Origin of the sequence: Streptococcus sinensis (assembly GCF_000767835.1) — a bacterium.
Lineage (GTDB): Bacteria > Bacillota > Bacilli > Lactobacillales > Streptococcaceae > Streptococcus > Streptococcus sinensis.
In genome coordinates, this window is sequence record NZ_JPEN01000051.1 from 1 (window position 1) to 16,507 (window position 16,507).

Annotated in this window: 16 protein-coding genes and 1 pseudogene; 12 read left to right on the forward strand and 5 right to left on the reverse strand. The window is 39.6% G+C overall.

Features of this window, described 5'->3' with window-relative positions:
- Positions 1–69: 69 nt before the first annotated feature.
- Positions 70–1,416 (forward strand): PTS cellobiose transporter subunit IIC, encoded by a 1,347-nt coding sequence (gene celB, locus SSIN_RS03340; RefSeq protein ID WP_037615775.1) that lies wholly within the window; start codon positions 70–72, stop codon positions 1,414–1,416.
- A 233-nt stretch (positions 1,417–1,649) separates the two neighbouring features.
- Here celB and SSIN_RS03345 read toward each other — a convergent pair whose 3' ends face one another.
- The 4 genes from SSIN_RS03345 to SSIN_RS03360 are packed head-to-tail and all read right to left on the reverse strand — an operon-like array spanning position 1,650 to position 3,879.
- The gene (locus SSIN_RS03345; RefSeq protein ID WP_037615777.1) at positions 1,650–2,207 is read right to left on the reverse strand and encodes a DUF6036 family nucleotidyltransferase; all 558 of its coding nucleotides are present in this window, start codon (positions 2,205–2,207) and stop codon (positions 1,650–1,652) included.
- Positions 2,200–2,484: a hypothetical protein gene (locus tag SSIN_RS03350; RefSeq protein WP_032906146.1), complete on the reverse strand. Its 285-nt coding sequence runs from the start codon at positions 2,482–2,484 to the stop codon at positions 2,200–2,202. Before SSIN_RS03350 ends, SSIN_RS03345 begins: the two co-directional genes overlap by 8 nt.
- Positions 2,485–2,534: 50 nt before the next feature.
- The gene (locus tag SSIN_RS03355; RefSeq protein WP_002927809.1) at positions 2,535–2,972 is read right to left on the reverse strand and encodes a hypothetical protein; all 438 of its coding nucleotides are present in this window, start codon (positions 2,970–2,972) and stop codon (positions 2,535–2,537) included.
- On the reverse strand, positions 2,965–3,879 hold the full coding sequence (locus SSIN_RS03360) for an IS1595 family transposase (RefSeq protein WP_032906149.1): 915 nt from the start codon (positions 3,877–3,879) through the stop codon (positions 2,965–2,967). Before SSIN_RS03360 ends, SSIN_RS03355 begins: the two co-directional genes overlap by 8 nt.
- A gap of 142 nt (positions 3,880–4,021) precedes the next feature.
- Between SSIN_RS03360 and SSIN_RS11015 the strand changes: the two genes are divergently transcribed.
- The 3 genes from SSIN_RS11015 (at position 4,022) to SSIN_RS03375 (ending at position 7,200) form a co-directional block, all read left to right on the forward strand.
- Positions 4,022–4,153: a hypothetical protein gene (locus SSIN_RS11015; protein WP_280513203.1), complete on the forward strand. Its 132-nt coding sequence runs from the start codon at positions 4,022–4,024 to the stop codon at positions 4,151–4,153.
- A gap of 91 nt (positions 4,154–4,244) precedes the next feature.
- Positions 4,245–6,209: an HsdM family class I SAM-dependent methyltransferase gene (locus SSIN_RS03370; protein WP_002927814.1), complete on the forward strand. Its 1,965-nt coding sequence runs from the start codon at positions 4,245–4,247 to the stop codon at positions 6,207–6,209.
- The gene (locus SSIN_RS03375; protein WP_052076754.1) at positions 6,202–7,200 is read left to right on the forward strand and encodes a restriction endonuclease subunit S; all 999 of its coding nucleotides are present in this window, start codon (positions 6,202–6,204) and stop codon (positions 7,198–7,200) included. The genes SSIN_RS03370 and SSIN_RS03375 overlap by 8 nt, the downstream gene beginning before the upstream one ends.
- Before the next feature lie 510 nt (positions 7,201–7,710).
- Here SSIN_RS03375 and SSIN_RS03380 read toward each other — a convergent pair.
- Entirely contained in the window at positions 7,711–10,914 is a 3,204-nt protein-coding gene (locus SSIN_RS03380) for an LPXTG-anchored zinc carboxypeptidase (RefSeq protein WP_037615785.1), read from the reverse strand.
- A gap of 314 nt (positions 10,915–11,228) precedes the next feature.
- Between SSIN_RS03380 and SSIN_RS03385 the strand changes: the two genes are divergently transcribed.
- The 8 genes and pseudogenes from SSIN_RS03385 (at position 11,229) to SSIN_RS03410 (ending at position 16,319) form a co-directional block, all read left to right on the forward strand.
- Positions 11,229–11,495: an ACT domain-containing protein gene (locus tag SSIN_RS03385; protein WP_037615788.1), complete on the forward strand. Its 267-nt coding sequence runs from the start codon at positions 11,229–11,231 to the stop codon at positions 11,493–11,495.
- Between the two features lie 11 nt (positions 11,496–11,506).
- Positions 11,507–12,844: a PFL family protein gene (locus SSIN_RS03390; protein ID WP_037615791.1), complete on the forward strand. Its 1,338-nt coding sequence runs from the start codon at positions 11,507–11,509 to the stop codon at positions 12,842–12,844.
- A gap of 79 nt (positions 12,845–12,923) precedes the next feature.
- Complete coding sequence (locus SSIN_RS03395) at positions 12,924–13,313, forward strand: hypothetical protein (protein WP_037615793.1); 390 nt, start codon at positions 12,924–12,926, stop codon at positions 13,311–13,313.
- Between the two features lie 54 nt (positions 13,314–13,367).
- Positions 13,368–14,063, forward strand: a complete 696-nt coding sequence (locus SSIN_RS03400) for a histidine phosphatase family protein (protein WP_037615795.1) — start codon at positions 13,368–13,370, stop codon at positions 14,061–14,063.
- 378 nt (positions 14,064–14,441) lie between these two features.
- Positions 14,442–14,591, forward strand: coding sequence for a GntR family transcriptional regulator (locus SSIN_RS10195; RefSeq protein ID WP_084578613.1), 150 nt, complete (start codon positions 14,442–14,444; stop codon positions 14,589–14,591).
- A pseudogene (locus tag SSIN_RS10200) lies at positions 14,564–14,728 on the forward strand (UTRA domain-containing protein); the annotation flags it as partial. The gene SSIN_RS10195 and the pseudogene SSIN_RS10200, both read left to right, overlap by 28 nt.
- A 13-nt stretch (positions 14,729–14,741) precedes the next feature.
- Complete coding sequence (manA, locus tag SSIN_RS03405) at positions 14,742–15,683, forward strand: mannose-6-phosphate isomerase, class I (protein WP_037615798.1); 942 nt, start codon at positions 14,742–14,744, stop codon at positions 15,681–15,683.
- A 15-nt stretch (positions 15,684–15,698) separates the two neighbouring features.
- Positions 15,699–16,319 carry a hypothetical protein gene (locus tag SSIN_RS03410; RefSeq protein ID WP_037615800.1) on the forward strand — a complete coding sequence of 207 codons (621 nt, stop codon included), beginning with the start codon at positions 15,699–15,701 and terminating at the stop codon, positions 16,317–16,319.
- Positions 16,320–16,507: the final 188 nt, after the last annotated feature.

The following is a 16,507-nucleotide window of genomic DNA, read 5'->3' on the forward strand; positions in this document are numbered from 1 at the left end:
CTATAAAATAATTAAGAAAGGGTTTATACTGGCGGAAGCTACCCGCTAATATAAATATAAGGTCTGATTATGGATCAGCAAAATGGATTGTTTGGTTTTCTTGAAAATCACGTCATGGGACCAATGGGTAAACTTGCTCAGTTTAAAGTAGTGCGTGCCATCACGGCAGCAGGTATGGCAGCTGTGCCATTTACTATTGTTGGGTCAATGTTTTTGGTATTCAGTATTTTGCCACAAGCTTTCTCATTCTGGCCAATTGTAGCAGATATTTTCTCAGCTTCATTTGATAAATTCACTTCTCTTTATATGGTTGCTAACTACGCTACCATGGGGTCTCTCTCTCTTTATTTTGTCCTTTCACTTGCTTATGAGTTGACAAAAATTTATGCAGAAGAAGAAGACCTTAATATGAACCCTCTTAATGGTGCTCTTCTTGCATTAATGGCTTTCATCATGACAGTGCCACAAATCATCTTTGATGAAGGAATGATGAAGGCTGTGACCAACCTTAAAGAAGGTGCAGTAGTTGCTGATGGTTGGGCAATGGGGAACGGTGTTACTCGTTTTGGGACAACAGGGATTTTCACAGCTATCATTATGGCTATTGTGACAGTACTAATTTATCGTATGTGTGTTAAGCGTAATTGGGTTATTAAAATGCCTGAAGCTGTTCCAGAAGGGGTTTCTCGTGGATTTACTGCTTTGATTCCAGGATTTGTAGTTGCATTTGTTGTTATTTTTATTAACGGTCTACTTGTAGCTATGGGCACAGATATTTTTAAAGTCATTGCAATTCCGTTTGGGTTTGTTGCAAATCTGACTAACTCATGGATTGGATTGATGATTATCTATCTCTTGACTCAACTTCTTTGGATTGTAGGTATTCACGGTGCCAATATTATCTTTGCATTTGTTAATCCGATTGCTCTTGCAAATATGGCAGAAAACGCTGCTGGTGGGAACTTTGCTGTAGCTGGTGAGTTTTCTAACATGTTTGTTATTGCTGGTGGATCAGGTGCAACTCTTGGTTTATGTCTCTATATTGCTTTTGCTGCTAAGTCAGAACAACTCAAAGCTATTGGACGTGCTTCAGTCGTGCCAGCATTATTCAATATTAATGAGCCGCTCATTTTTGGTTTACCGATTATCTATAACCCAGCCTTGGCCATTCCATTCATCTTGGCGCTAATGGTTACTGCTACTATTTACTACTTGGCTAATACACTAAACCTTATTAATCCAGTTATTGCACAGGTTCCATGGCCAACTCCAGTGGGTATAGGAGCTTTCTTAGGGACAGCAGATCTTCGAGCAGTCCTAGTTGCTCTAGTGTGTGCAGTCGCAGCCTTCTTGGTTTATTTCCCATTCATTCGTGTCTATGACCAAAAATTGGTGAAAGAAGAGCAAGAAGCTTAAGTGTTAATTAAAAAAAGCTAACTTGTTAATAGACTCAAAAAGTTCATACAAGACATACTAAGATTAGCAGTGAAGAATTTTTCAACGAAATGTTCTTCACTGCTTTTTATTGCAATTTATCAAATAAAAATGCAAGGGAACTATATACCTGTTTACACTAACCACAAGGTGTAGTATTTCACAAAACATAAAAAAGACGACTTCCGAATCGGAAATCGTCTTTTAATGTGATGTCAATAATATTTTTTAAGTTTATCTTGATTTTCTTTGAAAAAATCTTCTAACCAATCTATGCCATAAGCATGGCTAAAACCTTCTAGGAGAACAGAGAAGTCAATACTATCAAATCCCATTTTCTTCAAACCATCAAAGGTGTTGAATGGTGAACGAAAATGCTTGTATTTGATAATCGCACCAATATCTTTCAAATCCTGCTCTCTAGTACTGACCATTTTCATCCCTAACACGTATTCAATTGGAGCAACTAAAACCGTTAGATTTTCAAATGAGTACAAGGTTTCACATAAACTTAACGGTGGCTGTGTGTTCATATTTGCCACATTATTGTTGAGCCATAGCTCTTCGTGAGTGTTAAGATTAAACTCTTGTCCGACACGAGCGATAATCTCATTGATTTTCTGGCTTTCCTCATAAAAAGCATCCACATCTTGCGTCGCACGTAAACCATGATATTCCAAGACATAGCCACCAACGCAGATAATGGTCAAAGTAAGATTTTCCTGAACCAATTCCTTATTCAAGGCTTCGAAAACAGGTTTCATTTTATCCATGTTTGTATTTCTCCATCATTTTTTGAACATTGGTTAATTTAGCTGGCTTATTTAACGAAATCACATATTCATGAGTTGGTGTGTGCTCTTGAATGGCATACTTTAAGCTAACCTTTTGAAAATCAGTTAATTCTTTGGAGACTAGTAATTTCTCAACATCCTCATTTGTTAAATAAGAATGGTCTTCAAAAATGACTTTTCGCAAATAACGAAACCAATGACTTGCATTGAAACGTGATTGCTTGGATGCATTTATCATATAATCATACCAATCCATCATCTTCCTCCTATAAGATTTAGTTCATGTGATTGTCTATATTCAAAAGTCTAGCTTTTTCTCTTTCTTAACTGTTTATCTTCTTTAGGATTATAATTCAAAGCCTGTTGTAGTTTCAAATCAAAATCAGAAAGTTCTAGTTTTTCCTCCTCAAAAGGAATATCAGGCAATTCAAACTGAAACTTTTTATAAAAGAAAGTGTCGAACTCCTCTTTGTTATCTGAAATATCTACTAGAGTATCTAGTTCAGAAAGTCGATTCTGTATGCTGATTTTTGTAATATCTCCTAGCTTTTGGTAAATCGCGTAATACGATAAATCTTGGAAAAATTTCCGATGTGATTTAACAATCGCCTGAGTATAAGGGCAATTATAATAACTGAGATATTTTTTGTAAAAATTATCAGAAAGAGAAATTTGGTAATCCACTAACTTATTGTCAATCGTTTTGGAAACTGTTCGCTCCATTTCTGCATGTAGTTTATCCATGGATTAGCTCCTTGTATTTTGTACGAACTCCTGAAGATGCTAATAGAAGATTGAAGCGGTCATTATCCGCCATACTACGAGTATTGTAGCGGAATACAAATTCATCCACATAGTCCTGCAAATGTTTCTTAGACCATGAATGGTAAATCCCTAATACCCCTCGTTTAAGTCCTGCCCAGAAACCTTCAATCGTGTTTGTATAAATATCATCAATGACATATTCACGAGCACCATGGTTTACAAAAGCGTGGTCGTACATCTTCGCAACTTTATTATAACCCAACCATTCATCAGTGTAAAGTTGAGCGGTATCTTTAACAAATTTAACGACTTGTTCTGTCAGAGTTTTTATACCTGTATCACTTACTTTATGAGCATTTAATTTTCCTTCTCGTGCAACCATACCGACAACTGGAGTTTTATCTTTTAGAGAACGACCCTGTGCATTTTTGACCTTTTTAGAATTATGGCGATTCTTATTTTTACCACCAATATAGGTTTCATCTACTTCGACAGTTCCGTCCAATTCATTGTTATTTTCTGAGCCAAAGCATCTACGAATACGCTCTAACATAAACCAAGCGGTTTTCTGAGTAACGTGAATATCTTTTGAAAGTTGAAGCGAGGAGATGCCTTTTTTATGAGAAGTCACCATCCAAATAGCAATAAACCATTTTTGAAGAGAAACCTTAGTATTATCAAACATTGTACCAGTTTTAACGCTAAAATATTTGCCAGTATTCTTGCACCTGTATTTTCCATTCTTGCACTTATAAACCTTAGATGTTTCATCAAAAGGACTGACTACATAGCCATTCCAGCGAATTTTTTCTAAATGTTGTTCACAATGATAATCACTTGGGAAAGCATTCATCAAATCATACAATGACTTAAACTCACCTAACATCTCTCTGCTCCTTTTATATTCTAAAATCATTATATCATTTAAAACACAAAAGTCAATAAATTAGTGTAAAATTGGGTATAATTCTTTTCAAAACTAGTATTTTGTGATATAATAGTATTGTTATATAAGCAAGGAGAAAAATATGACAGAAATCAAATCAAATCAAATCAAATCAAATCAAATCAAATCAAATCAAATCAAATCAAATCAAATCAAATCAAATCAAATCAAATCAAATCAAATCAAATCAAATCAAATCAAGCTGATTATGTAGCTATTCAGTCTTTTTGTCAACCCCTTTTTAGGACTTTTTCACTTTTTTGTGAGGAGGTCTTTTATCATATAATCTCTAAATTGGAGGTTGTATGTTAGTAAGAAAAACAAACGAAAGTGATAGCACAGGTAAATTAGTTTATCAGCTTTTTTCAGAAGCTAATTTTTCGAACAAAGACTTCTATGTAGAAAACGCTGGTGAAGCAACATGGATAGAAGCATTAAAAGGAGCTTCTAAATCTCTAAAAGGAAAACAAGGAATTCCTGACTTCAATTTTCAATCTGGCAGATTTCACATACTTATAGAAAACAAAAAAGATTTTTCTAAATTGGAGACTTTCGACGAAAATGGTAATCTATTGATGGATGTTCATTCAATAAAAGAATATGCTGTAAATGGAGCCGTTCATTATGCAAAATGGATTGTTGAGCATTCTTCTATTTATGATAAAATCTTTGCATTAGGAATAGTTGGTTCTCCTAGACGATATAAAATACAACCTTATTATATTGAAAATAGGGAAGATGGTCTTGTTATAAAAAGACTTAGTGATGTATTAAGTTTTGAAAATTTTAAAGAAGAGAATATTGAAGAATATTATAAAGTTTCAGTTCTTGGTGAGCTATCTCTTTATCAAGAAGAACTGAAAAATATCAATGAAATTGCATATAGTATTCACGAAGATTTGAGAAATTATGGAAATTTAGGAGCAGATAATAAAGCAACTGTAGTATCAGCTATTTTGTTAGCACTACGACATGGATTGACAGCAAATCAACTAACTGGAGGTGTTGATAGTAGTTCAGATGGTAATACTATTTTTAGAGCTATCGAAGATGAGTTGAATAATTTGTATCAAGTTAGAAGCAAAAAAATTGGTTCTCTTTTAGATACTTTTCGATTTATTACTACTGATGTGCGATTGAATACTAAGTTAACAGAATTAGGCAATAGAACACCTTTATGGTATTTTACAGACCGTTTAAGCAATGAAGTCTATCATAGGGTAGTTGGTGGTACTCCATTTGATATATTAGGTTCATTCTATAGCGAATTTGTTAAGTATGGTGGCAATGATGGTTCGGATTTAGGTATTGTATTAACACCGTTGAATATTACTTCCCTAATGGCTGACCTAATTGAAATAAGCCCTACCGACACGGTGATTGACCCTGCTACTGGTACAGGTGCTTTTCTAATTGCTTCAATGCAAAAGATGATTGAGCAGGTTGAAAAAGATGATGTCAATTATAAAACTAGTGAAGCTAAAAAACAAGCAATCAAAAAAATAAAGTCAGATAGGTTATATGGAATAGAGTTGAAGTCCAAACTATATGCAATATCAGCTACTAATATGATATTGCGAAATGACGGTCGTGCGCATTTAGAAGAAGGGGATATGTTTCATCTTTCTTTAGAGAACGATGGGAATTTCGATAAACTATTGATGAATCCACCGTATAGTCAAGCCAAAACAAAAGTTACTTCTCATTTATCTGAGATGAACTTTATGATAAAGGCTTTAGGTAGATTAAAATGCGGAGGTCGAGCAGCATTTATCGTCCCCCAATCAACAATGACCAGTGGTCCAAAAGCTATAAAAGATGCTGATTATAGAGAATTAAAACAAGAGCTGTTAGATAATAACAGAATAATTGCAGTGATTACAATGAATCCTAAGACATTTTATCCTTATGGGACAAGTCCGGTTGTTATCGTATTGGAACATGGTGTACCACAAAAGGATAGTAGAAGCATTTTGTATGATTTTAGAGATGACGGGAATATTCTTAATCCTCATCTTGGGATGTTAGAAGATGCTACAGCAACAGAAAAGAGGAAAAGACTGCTAGATACTATTAAAGATAAGATAGATATAGATGGTGTTAACTCAATAAAAACAACTCTGACAGCAGATGATGAATGGTTGCACAGTTATTTCTATTTTGATGATTCAATTCCAACTCCAAAGGACTTTTTATCTGCATTAAGAGACTATGCAACGTTTGAATACAGCATGAAAATTAGCGATAGAGGAGATATTTTTGATGACTGAAACTTTGAAATATCTACCTTTTGAATTATCAGATACCAGATACTTTAAGTTACACTCGACAAGCTCTGGTATTGATAAAGTGAGATTAAAGATTACAAATGACCAAGAATATTTTCCATACATTACTCGGACAGATAAAAATAACGGCTGTGATATGTTTGTGGGAAAGCAGGATAAACCACTTGATAAAGGAAATTCCATTACAATTGGTTTAGATACTCAAACAGTTTTCTATCAACCTACGGATTTTTATACTGGTCAAAATGTTCAAATATTAGAATCTAAGTTTATGACTAAAAATATCGCCCTATTTTTAATTCCACTAATAAAAAAACAACTAGTGTTACTTAACTGGGGAGGAAACGGAGCAACTTTAGGACGATTGCGTGTCAAGAAAATTGTTTTACCAGTTGATGAAAAAAATGAACCTAATTGGGAATACATGGATAGTTTTATAAATAGTCAAATTAAGCCGTTAAAAGAACTAGCTAATAACTCTCTCTTGACTCCTCCGCTCATAGATTTGAATAGTGTTCCTTGGTCAGATTTTTATATATCAGATTTTTTTGAAGCTGAAAGAGGTAAATCTGGAGCAAAAGGAAAGCTCCAGAGCGGAGAAATCCCTCTTATTTCTGCCCGTAAGCAATTCAATGCTTTTGATAGTTTCGTTACAGTTGACGAAAGCAAAGTCTTCAAAGAATCAATATCAATAAACAATAACGGCGATGGTGGAGCAGGTTTAGCATTTTTTCACAACTATAAGTACGTTGCAACTCAAGATGTGACAGCGCTAATGGAGAGGAAGTTTATGAGTAAAGAAGCTAAACTGTTTATATCTGTTTGCATAACTAAACAAGCTAACAAATTTGGGCACGGAAACAAACTGAACTCTAAACGTCTTCTTCATCAGAAGATAATGTTACCTGTAACGATTGAAGGAGAACCTGATTTCGAATTCATGGAAATGTATATATCATCAATAATAAGTTGATAGCAATTCCGCTTTTTATAAGTTGTTTAATATCTATACCAAAAGCGACCTCTAATATAGAAGTCGCTTTTTTGTATATTATCGGAAGCACTACATATTGTGGTTAGTGTAAACAGGTATATAGTTCCCAAATGCAAAAGCAATTCTGCGGAGGATTGCTATTAAGCTGTTTTTGGTCTATTTGAGAATGATAGTTTCCATGCTAGGTCTTAAGAAAGCTTGTAAAGCTTCACAATTTAGTAAACGTTAATTCGAAAGAATGGCTATACTTATACGGAACACCCCTCAAGGTAACCTTTTTGTCCTTGGATTGCAGGCTGATTTTCTTAGTCTGCTTACAACTTTAGAGGAAAAATGTACTGTTTCCTAGTTCAAAATACTTCTGAACCTTTGCTCAGGTAATATAAAAAATCGCATGGATAAATCTTTTTAGATGTCATCCATGCGATTTTTGAGTTTAGAGGGCATAGCGAGCAAAGGTTTACTTATCAGAAAAGGAGAGGAATATTTTTATTCTTCTTTCTTTTTCAGTAAGAATAGGCCACTACTTGTAGCAATAAGAACACTTGCGACTGCAAATAGAGCTGTGTTTTCCTTGCTTCCTGTTTCTGGCAGTTGGTCTTGCTGCGTTACGCTTACTAGTTGAGGTGTAGGTTTGTAGGTTGTTATGGTTGCTTGACCTGCTTGAGGTTTTTGATTCACAATTTCTACAATTTCAACAGATGGTTCTTGAACAGGATCTTTCAGTTCAGCCAATTGGCTGCCGAAGACAGCATTGGATATCCAACGGTAGAAGTGGATGGTGTGCAGACGATTAGTTGGATTTCCAGCGTAAACGAAGAGTGGATGCTCCTTGTAACTACCGGAAATGGCTACGATCTTATTGGCTAGCTTTTCGTTGCCTGGCCACCAACCTGCAATGTAGTAGTCGCTGCCAGCAATTGAAGCCAAAGTCTTGAAGTTGGCAGGGGCTTTTGCGATCCAGTTTCCAGAATTAGAATAGAAGAGATCATTCTTCTTATAGCCACTAGTCAATGGATCTTTATCATCTACAATAGCTTTCATAAGTCCTTCAAAATCGCTGCCTCCAGAGAATCTTTCAGCATCAAATCCATCTAGGACACCAAGTTTTTCAAGGCGTTGCATAGCAGAGCCGCCAACTACGATTGTTGGTTTGAGACTGAGGATAGACTTATCAAACTTGTTGCTTTCAAGGACGATGACATCGGCTTCCTCAGGTGTGTCGACAATATCAAAGCCCAGATTCTTCAGTGCGAGGGCTGTATGAGCAGGAGAATCGACACCAGCCCAATAATATTGATGAGGAGGAGCATAGACTTTAAGAGCTTTCAAAGGTTGCCCTGTCGGAACTTTATAAAGGGCATCTCCATAAATAGCATAATTGTTCAGCAGATTTGCAAATGTCGGTGTATCAACGATATAACCATCTTCTGTCAGATAAACTTTCTTACCTTCGCGAATAGCTTGGTTGACAGCTTTAACGGCGCTGTCGGATGTGTTAGCAATCACATAGTATGGAGCTTTATGATTGACTTCACTAGTGCGAGTAGCCCGAAGTGCAGTGACTTCACCGAGTTTGCCATCAAAGAGTTTATCTTTAAAGACTGCTTCAGCTTTAAAGCCTCTCATATCTGGGAAGTTTACCAAAAGTTCAGCATACATGGCAGCCCAAGCGGACTCATTTGATCCTTTGTAGAGGATATGGTTGGCATAGCCACGCTTAGCTTGAGCCATATCGACAACGAGGTCGCCCTTCTTATAGTTGCCAACATCTTCCTTCAATTCTTGAATGACAACACCATTTCTCTTGAAGTATTCAATCATGTTAAAGGCTTGTTGGGAATCATTGTCTTTGTCAAGACCCATTGGGATGACATAATAATCAGGGAAGAATTTTTTCTGACCATTTTTTACCCGTCCAACAACCTTGCCGTCAGGTCCGACCAATTCATTTTCAGCTTTTGGATCTTCAACCTTATTGATGCCACGGAGATAGAAGTTGAGGCGCATTTCCATGAGCTTATCAGGGTCTTGAGACAGGTAAGAGATACCTCCAAGGACAGCGTGATAACCAGCTTTATAGGATTCTTGATTGCCCTCAGGAATTTCAACGGTATGTCCTAATATTCCATGGTACATAGCATAAACACCTGTGTAGCCAGAGAAGGAGTCATCCCAGCCATCGCCCCAGTCTAGTTTAGGAATGATGTAGTGGTCATACTTGGAATTGGCAACACCGGCGCGGCCCATGTGGTGGGCATTTTCCAGCATATTTTTTGACAAAAGGTCATATTCAAAGTTTGGATCGTGCGGTGGAGTAGCTGGCTCAATCAGGAAGTCCTTGACAAAGCCGTGGATGTCGTAAAGTGCAATTGGATTCCATTTGTTGATGAGTCCAGCAACAATACGGGTTTCTGGGTTAGCCTGATAGCTAGTATCGCGGTTTGGATCGATTCCGTTAGCTAGGGCACGGGTATTGGCAACATCTCCGTCAGGATTTTCAGTAAAGTCAAAGAGGAAAATGAATTTCTTGAGGAGTTCTTTGACGCTGAGTGTGACAGTCTTAGCATTTCCATTGGCATCGGTGGTTTGGAAAGAAATTTGATCTTTGGTCGCAAAAGTATTGAAGAGTCCAGTGATAATGTCGATAGCAGGTTGTTCATCGGCGTGGGTATTGTTGATAAGGACTGGCAGTTTATAGTCCAGTGTGCCATTTTTCAGAGCTGCTAACATTTCAGCTGGTTTAGTGAGAGCGAGTCGATTGGTTGTATTGAGATAGTCGTCAATGCTCTTTTGATCGGAACTGATGATACCAAGTTTAACATCGCGTCCTTGAGCGCTTTTACCAGTCGTTTCGATTTTGACAAGACGATCCGTTTTAGCATCCTGCCGGCTCTTTTCGATAGCTGCCAGCATTTCATCATGGGTATGGAAATCTTCATAAGGTCGCAGAACGATGTTCTTGCGAATGGTCAGGCCTAAATCTTCACTGGTTCCGACCAATTCATGAGTACCCATAAAGTTGCGGTAGGTTCTGCGGATATTATTTGGTGTCCGCAGGCTTAAGTCTTGACCAAATAACTCATTAAATTTAAGGGAAACTTTAAGGTCATTTCCATCAGCTTTTTCCTCTACAGTGACAAATGGGTCGCCAGAGAAGGTTCCGTCAGCCATCTTCCAAGTTTTCCACTCACTAATCGGCTTGTTGTCTAGTTTCCAAGTAATCTTACCAGCTTGAGCTCCCTGTTCTTGAATGGTTTCTTCAATGACAGCTTTTTCAGACATATAAACCTTGCTGTCAGCAAGCTGAACCTTGTTTTCTTCGATACCAGCTGCGCGCATTTCTGCTTTGGCAGAAGTGTCGACTTTTTCGGCAGCATCAGCTGTTTTTTCTTCAGCTCCTGTGGCAGGAAGGGTTGGAACAGTGCTGTCGGCTTTTTCAGGGGCAGCCTCAGTCTTGCTGGTTTGCTCTGGTGATCCGGTTTGAGGAATAGTCGCATTTTCTACGACTTTCTCTGAGCTTGCAGGCGTAGGCTGCTCGACGACAGTGCTGACTTTACTGGTCTCCTGTGGGGTTTCAGCAGGGCTAACTGTGTCAGCGGCAGCATTTCCTTGGACTAAAACTGCTAAAAGAACTGCAGCTGAGACACTGAGGACTTGAGTATATAAGCGTTTCTTATATGAGTCTTTCATAAGAAATCTCCTTTGTAATGTGTTCTTAAATCTAGTATAGCAGGTTCTGTAACCGTTTTCAATCAAAAGTATAGAAAAAAATTAAACTTCTAACGAAAAGGACTAATATCTGTAATTTTTTGGACAAAAATTGGAAATCTGACTGGCAGAAAGAGTGTTGATCGCTCTAATTAATATTAATTTTTCAAGAACTTGTTTATGACTGCTTTTACATAAGGTTTTATGCAAAATTTGAAGCCTTGATTTCTGCAAATTCATGCAAAATCTATTCATTTATGCTACAATATTAGCAATAAATATGATTGGAGCAAACGATGAAAGCGATTATTACGGTTGTTGGAAAAGATAAGACGGGGATTGTGGCCGGTGTATCTACTAAAATTGCAGAGCTGGGGCTCAATATTGACGATATTTCACAAACGGTTTTGGATGAATTTTTTACCATGATGGCTGTCGTGTCTAGCGATGAGAAGCAGGATTTTGCAGCGCTTCGTAGTGAATTTGAGGCCTTTGGTCAGACGCTCAATGTCAAAATCAATATTCAAAGTGCAGCGATTTTTGACGCTATGTACAATATCTAAGGAGAGGGCGCATGGATATTAGACAAGTTACAGAAACCATTGCCATGATTGAGGAGCAGAATTTCGATATTCGGACCATCACCATGGGCATTTCGCTCTTGGACTGTATTGACTCAGATATTGAGCGTGCGGCGGATAAGGTGTACCAAAAGATTACGACCAAGGCTAAAGATTTGGTGACTGTCGGGAATGAGATTGCAGCTGAGCTGGGGATTCCCATCGTCAACAAGCGGGTGTCTGTTACCCCGATTTCCCTGATTGGGGCAGCTACGGACGCAAGGGACTATCTGCCTCTGGCTCATGCTCTGGATCGGGCAGCAAAAGAAATCGGTGTGGACTTCATCGGTGGTTTTTCTGCCTTGGTGCAAAAGGGTTATCAAAAAGGGGATGAAATCCTCATTAATTCCATTCCGCGGGCTTTGGCTGAGACAGACAAGGTCTGCTCCTCTGTCAATATCGGCTCAACCAAAACCGGCATCAATATGACAGCAGTTGCGGATATGGGACGGATTATCAAGGAAACCGCCCAGCTTTCTGATATGGGGGCGGCCAAGTTGGTCGTCTTTGCCAATGCGGTAGAGGACAATCCTTTCATGGCCGGTGCCTTTCATGGTGTCGGTGAAGCAGATGTGGTCATCAATGTCGGTGTTTCTGGGCCAGGCGTTGTCAAGCGGGCTCTGGAAAAGGTCCGTGGTGAGAGCTTTGACGTGGTCGCGGAAACGGTCAAGAAAACGGCCTTCAAAATCACCCGTATCGGCCAGTTGGTCGGTCAGATGGCCAGCGAGCGTCTGGGCGTTAAGTTCGGGATTGTTGATTTGAGTCTGGCTCCGACACCGGCAGTCGGAGACTCAGTGGCCCGTGTCTTGGAAGAAATGGGCTTGGAAACAGTCGGTACTCATGGTACGACAGCGGCGCTTGCCCTTCTCAATGACCAAGTCAAAAAAGGCGGTGTCATGGCCTGCAACCAGGTCGGCGGTCTGTCTGGTGCTTTCATTCCTGTTTCAGAGGACGAGGGCATGATTGCTGCTGTGCAAAATGGCTCGCTCAATCTAGAAAAGCTAGAAGCTATGACAGCTATTTGTTCGGTCGGTTTGGATATGATTGCCATTCCAGAGGCGACGCCAGCTGAAACCATCGCAGCCATGATTGCGGATGAAGCGGCTATTGGGGTTATCAATCAGAAGACGACAGCCGTGCGGATTATTCCAAAAGGCAAGGAAGGTGATATGATTGAATTTGGCGGGCTCTTGGGAACAGCTCCGGTCATGAAGGTCAATCAGGCTTCGTCAGCTGCCTTTATCGCGCGTGGCGGTCAAATTCCAGCACCGATTCACAGTTTTAAAAATTAAAGTGAGCAATCACTGGGTGCTGCTAACTGGCTCTTTTCAACTCCCCCTTCGAATAAAATAGCTGGAAAGGAGATTTTCTATGTATAAGTTGCAATCAATTGAAGAGTATGGCACGACTCGGGTTCTCATCTTGGAAAATGTGGACACTGGACGTCAGGAGCGCTGTTTTGATGATTCATTGCTTTTGGATTTCAATAATTTTGAATTTATGAAAGTCGGCAATTCTTACCAATGCAAGATTTTACTGGTTGGGAAAGTTGATTCGGCAGGAGAACTGTTCACCTATTTAGGGAAGGAGCGGGTTGGCAGCAAAAATTTACTGAAATTGGCAGGGTCAGATCAGTCGCTTTATTACTTGGACGAGGGCGGAGTCTGGCATACTTTGCAAGAAAATCAGTCGCTTATGGTTAGTTATTCCCGCAAGGATTTGATTCAGGTAGAGGAGATTCTTCATCCCAGTCTGCGCTAGTTTGATGTTGAAAGGCAGGGCTGCCATCATTTCAAGGGGAATTTAGGAGAGAATATGACAAAGACAAGACTGTTTATTATCCGCCATGGCAAGACCATGTTTAATACCATTGGCCGAGCTCAGGGCTGGTCGGACACACCGCTGACAGCAGAAGGTGAACGTGGGATTCATGAGTTGGGTATTGGGTTGCGGGAGTCTGGCTTGGAATTTGTAAAAGCCTTTTCCAGTGATTCGGGTCGCACGATTCAGACCATGGGGATTATTTTGGAAGAGTTGCAACTGACGGGTAAGATTCCTTATCGGTTTGACAAGCGCATCCGGGAATGGTGTTTTGGTAGTTTTGACGGTGCCTATGGTGGAGAGCTTTTCCACGGGGTCATTCCGCGGGTGCTGGATGCAGACGATTATAAAGAACTGAGCCTGCCGGATTTAGCAAATGGCTTGGTTGAAGTGGATACAGCTGGCTGGGCTGAACCTTGGGAACAGCTTGGTGGCCGGATTTTAGAAGGGTTTACTGCTATCGCCCAAGATGTGGAGGCTGCTGGCGGGGGAGATGCTTTGGTTGTCAGCCATAGTATGACCATTGGGACTTTTACCTATCTGATTGATGCGGCCATTACCAAAAATCCTGGTGTCCAAAATGGCAGTGTGACAGTTGTCGAATATGAAAAGGGGCAATTTACGCTGCAGGTCTTGGGAGATATGTCCTACCGTGAAATTGGTGCCAAGATTCTGGATGTGCAAGAATAGCCGAGGAGAAAGCGGGAAGCAATGATTTAATAGGATTTTCTGAAACCGAGGCAGGTGGACTATTTGATAAGCACTTCTCATTTGGTTTGCAAGTTGCAGCGACTGAGTCTGCTCTGGGCTGTTTTGCTGAGTTTTCAGCTTCATTATGAGAAGAGTAGATTAGTACATCATTGATTGTCATAAATTGAATGCAAGTTTAGCTATGCTAGGCTTGTATTTTTATTTCTAAAAAGTATACTTTAATAAACGAAAAGTATAGATATTTAAAAAAAGAAGAGGCCGATTTTTGGTATAATGGCTTGGACGGTAGGCGTACTGGACAAACAGACAGAGTCTGTATTATAATAAGATTAAGAAAAAAAAGAAGCAGAAGAGAGCTTGGCTAAAGTAAAATATGAAGAAATAGCCGATGTTCTCCGAGATAGAATTGCAGATGGAGTCTACCCAGTAGACTCCTTGTTGCCTACTCAATCGGAGCTTGCAAAAGGGTTTGGCGCCAGCCAGATGACTATGATCAAAAGTACCTAAACTGTTCGGTTTCCGATCCTGTTTTGCAAGTGGAACAGGCTGTCTATCTGGGGAATGGCCGGCCGATTGAATATTCAAGAAGCCGTAATCGTTTCGACACCAAGGGCTATTCCTTATTGGATGTAAAAAATATTTAAGGAGAATGTTGTTATGTCAGAACCATTATTTTTACAGTCTGTGATGCAGGAGAAGATTTGGGGTGGGACCAAGCTGCGCGATGTCTTTGGCTATGAGATTCCTAGTGACCATGTGGGCGAATACTGGGCTATTTCAGCTCATCCTAATGGCGTGTCAACTGTCAAGAATGGACGCTTTGCCGGTCAGAAGTTAGATGCTCTCTATGCCGAGCACCGTGAGCACTTTGGCAATCGTCCAGAGCCTGTCTTTCCGCTTTTGACGAAGATTTTAGATGCCAATGACTGGCTCAGTGTTCAGGTCCATCCTGATGATGCTTATGGACTAGAGCATGAAGGCGAACTTGGCAAGACTGAGTGCTGGTATGTTATCGCTGCAGACGAAGGAGCAGAGATTATCTACGGTCACAATGCCAAGAGCAAGGAAGAGTTGCGCCAGCAAATCGAGAGCAAGGACTGGGATCATCTCCTGACCAAAATTCCAGTCAAGGCTGGCGACTTCTTCTATGTACCAAGTGGAACCATGCATGCCATTGGCTCAGGGATTCTGATTTTAGAGACTCAGCAGTCTAGCGACACAACCTATCGGGTCTATGACTTTGATCGCAAGGACGATGCTGGCAATCTTCGTGAGTTGCATTTGGAGCAATCGATTGATGTTCTGACTATCGGTGAGCCAGCTAATAGCCGTCCCGTTACCATTCAGGCAGACGATTTGACTTCTACTCTTTTGGTGGCCAATGACTTCTTTGCTGTTTACAAGTGGGATATTGCTGGTTCTGTTGAGTTTAAAAAGACAGCAGATTACAGTCTGTTTAGCGTCTTGGAAGGTGTTGGCGAGCTGGAAGTTGATGGAGCGATTTATCCTCTTGAAAAAGGGGAGCATTTCATCCTGCCAAGTGACGTCAAAGAATGGACTTTGTCTGGCGACTTGCAGCTGATTGTCAGCCATCCATAGAGAAAGGCGGATTTTGTGCTTGATAAGGTAAGAGAAACAAGTGTTGATGAAGATATTCTTGATTTCTTGAAGTATGTCTATTTTGGGGATTTTTCAAATCCTATCGAAGCAGCAAGCAGGCGGGCTTATCTCGATATGAACAGAACGCTAAGACTGAAGCCGTTGCCAGATGATGTTAGGCTAATGTTACGACGAAAAGTAAACTTAATATTTGCAGAAGAGCTACCTAAACTCTCCTTGAAGGACATTCCCGATCAAGATTCTTTTGATTCTTGGCACCAAAATGTAAGCAATCAAATGAAAAGGATTTACTTAGACAATGGGGTTGTGTTTACATATGGCCATGCACAAAAATGGCTCAATATGACCATCAAGTATTTATATATGCTTGAAGCGACTTCATTTGATGAAGTGTTTGAGTATTTGCATGTTCCGCTGGATAACTATGTTTTTGACATTGCTAGCGGTAATCTGGATATAGAAAGACCAAAGCAACCTTGGAGTCGCTGGGATGATTATGATCATCAGTATTTAGCTTATCAAAAAGCAATTAGAGAAAAGATTTTGCAGGGCAGTCCCTTGCGTTGGGAATTCAGATATTGGCTAAAAGTAGTGCAAGGTATAGAAAAGGACTAGCCGATCTTGTGCCTTGCTGAATGATTGATGTTAGAGAAACGCATGAAAAGATTCTTAGAATAGATTTCATGCGTTTTTAATATTGTTTCGAGCTATTCTTATCATTTGAAAGCGGGATGAAAAATGCAGTTAAAGATTGAAATGACTGCGTTTTTTTGTCTTCCTACTCCTTCTTTCATTCTTGAAAG

Bases quoted from the DNA above. Each gene is read 5' to 3' on its own strand.
- SSIN_RS03375 (WP_052076754.1), top strand. From the start codon at position 6,202: ATGACTGAAACTTTGAAATATCTACCTTTTGAATTATCAGATACCAGA.
- SSIN_RS03350 (WP_032906146.1), bottom strand. From the start codon at position 2,484: ATGGATTGGTATGATTATATGATAAATGCATCCAAGCAATCACGTTTC.
- manA (WP_037615798.1), top strand. From the start codon at position 14,742: ATGTCAGAACCATTATTTTTACAGTCTGTGATGCAGGAGAAGATTTGG.
- SSIN_RS03355 (WP_002927809.1), bottom strand. From the start codon at position 2,972: ATGGATAAACTACATGCAGAAATGGAGCGAACAGTTTCCAAAACGATT.
- SSIN_RS03360 (WP_032906149.1), bottom strand. From the start codon at position 3,879: ATGTTAGGTGAGTTTAAGTCATTGTATGATTTGATGAATGCTTTCCCA.
- SSIN_RS03385 (WP_037615788.1), top strand. From the start codon at position 11,229: ATGAAAGCGATTATTACGGTTGTTGGAAAAGATAAGACGGGGATTGTG.
- SSIN_RS03395 (WP_037615793.1), top strand. From the start codon at position 12,924: ATGTATAAGTTGCAATCAATTGAAGAGTATGGCACGACTCGGGTTCTC.
- celB (WP_037615775.1), top strand. From the start codon at position 70: ATGGATCAGCAAAATGGATTGTTTGGTTTTCTTGAAAATCACGTCATG.
- SSIN_RS03370 (WP_002927814.1), top strand. From the start codon at position 4,245: ATGTTAGTAAGAAAAACAAACGAAAGTGATAGCACAGGTAAATTAGTT.
- SSIN_RS03345 (WP_037615777.1), bottom strand. From the start codon at position 2,207: ATGGATAAAATGAAACCTGTTTTCGAAGCCTTGAATAAGGAATTGGTT.
- SSIN_RS11015 (WP_280513203.1), top strand. From the start codon at position 4,022: ATGACAGAAATCAAATCAAATCAAATCAAATCAAATCAAATCAAATCA.
- SSIN_RS03390 (WP_037615791.1), top strand. From the start codon at position 11,507: ATGGATATTAGACAAGTTACAGAAACCATTGCCATGATTGAGGAGCAG.
- SSIN_RS03380 (WP_037615785.1), bottom strand. From the start codon at position 10,914: ATGAAAGACTCATATAAGAAACGCTTATATACTCAAGTCCTCAGTGTC.
- SSIN_RS03400 (WP_037615795.1), top strand. From the start codon at position 13,368: ATGACAAAGACAAGACTGTTTATTATCCGCCATGGCAAGACCATGTTT.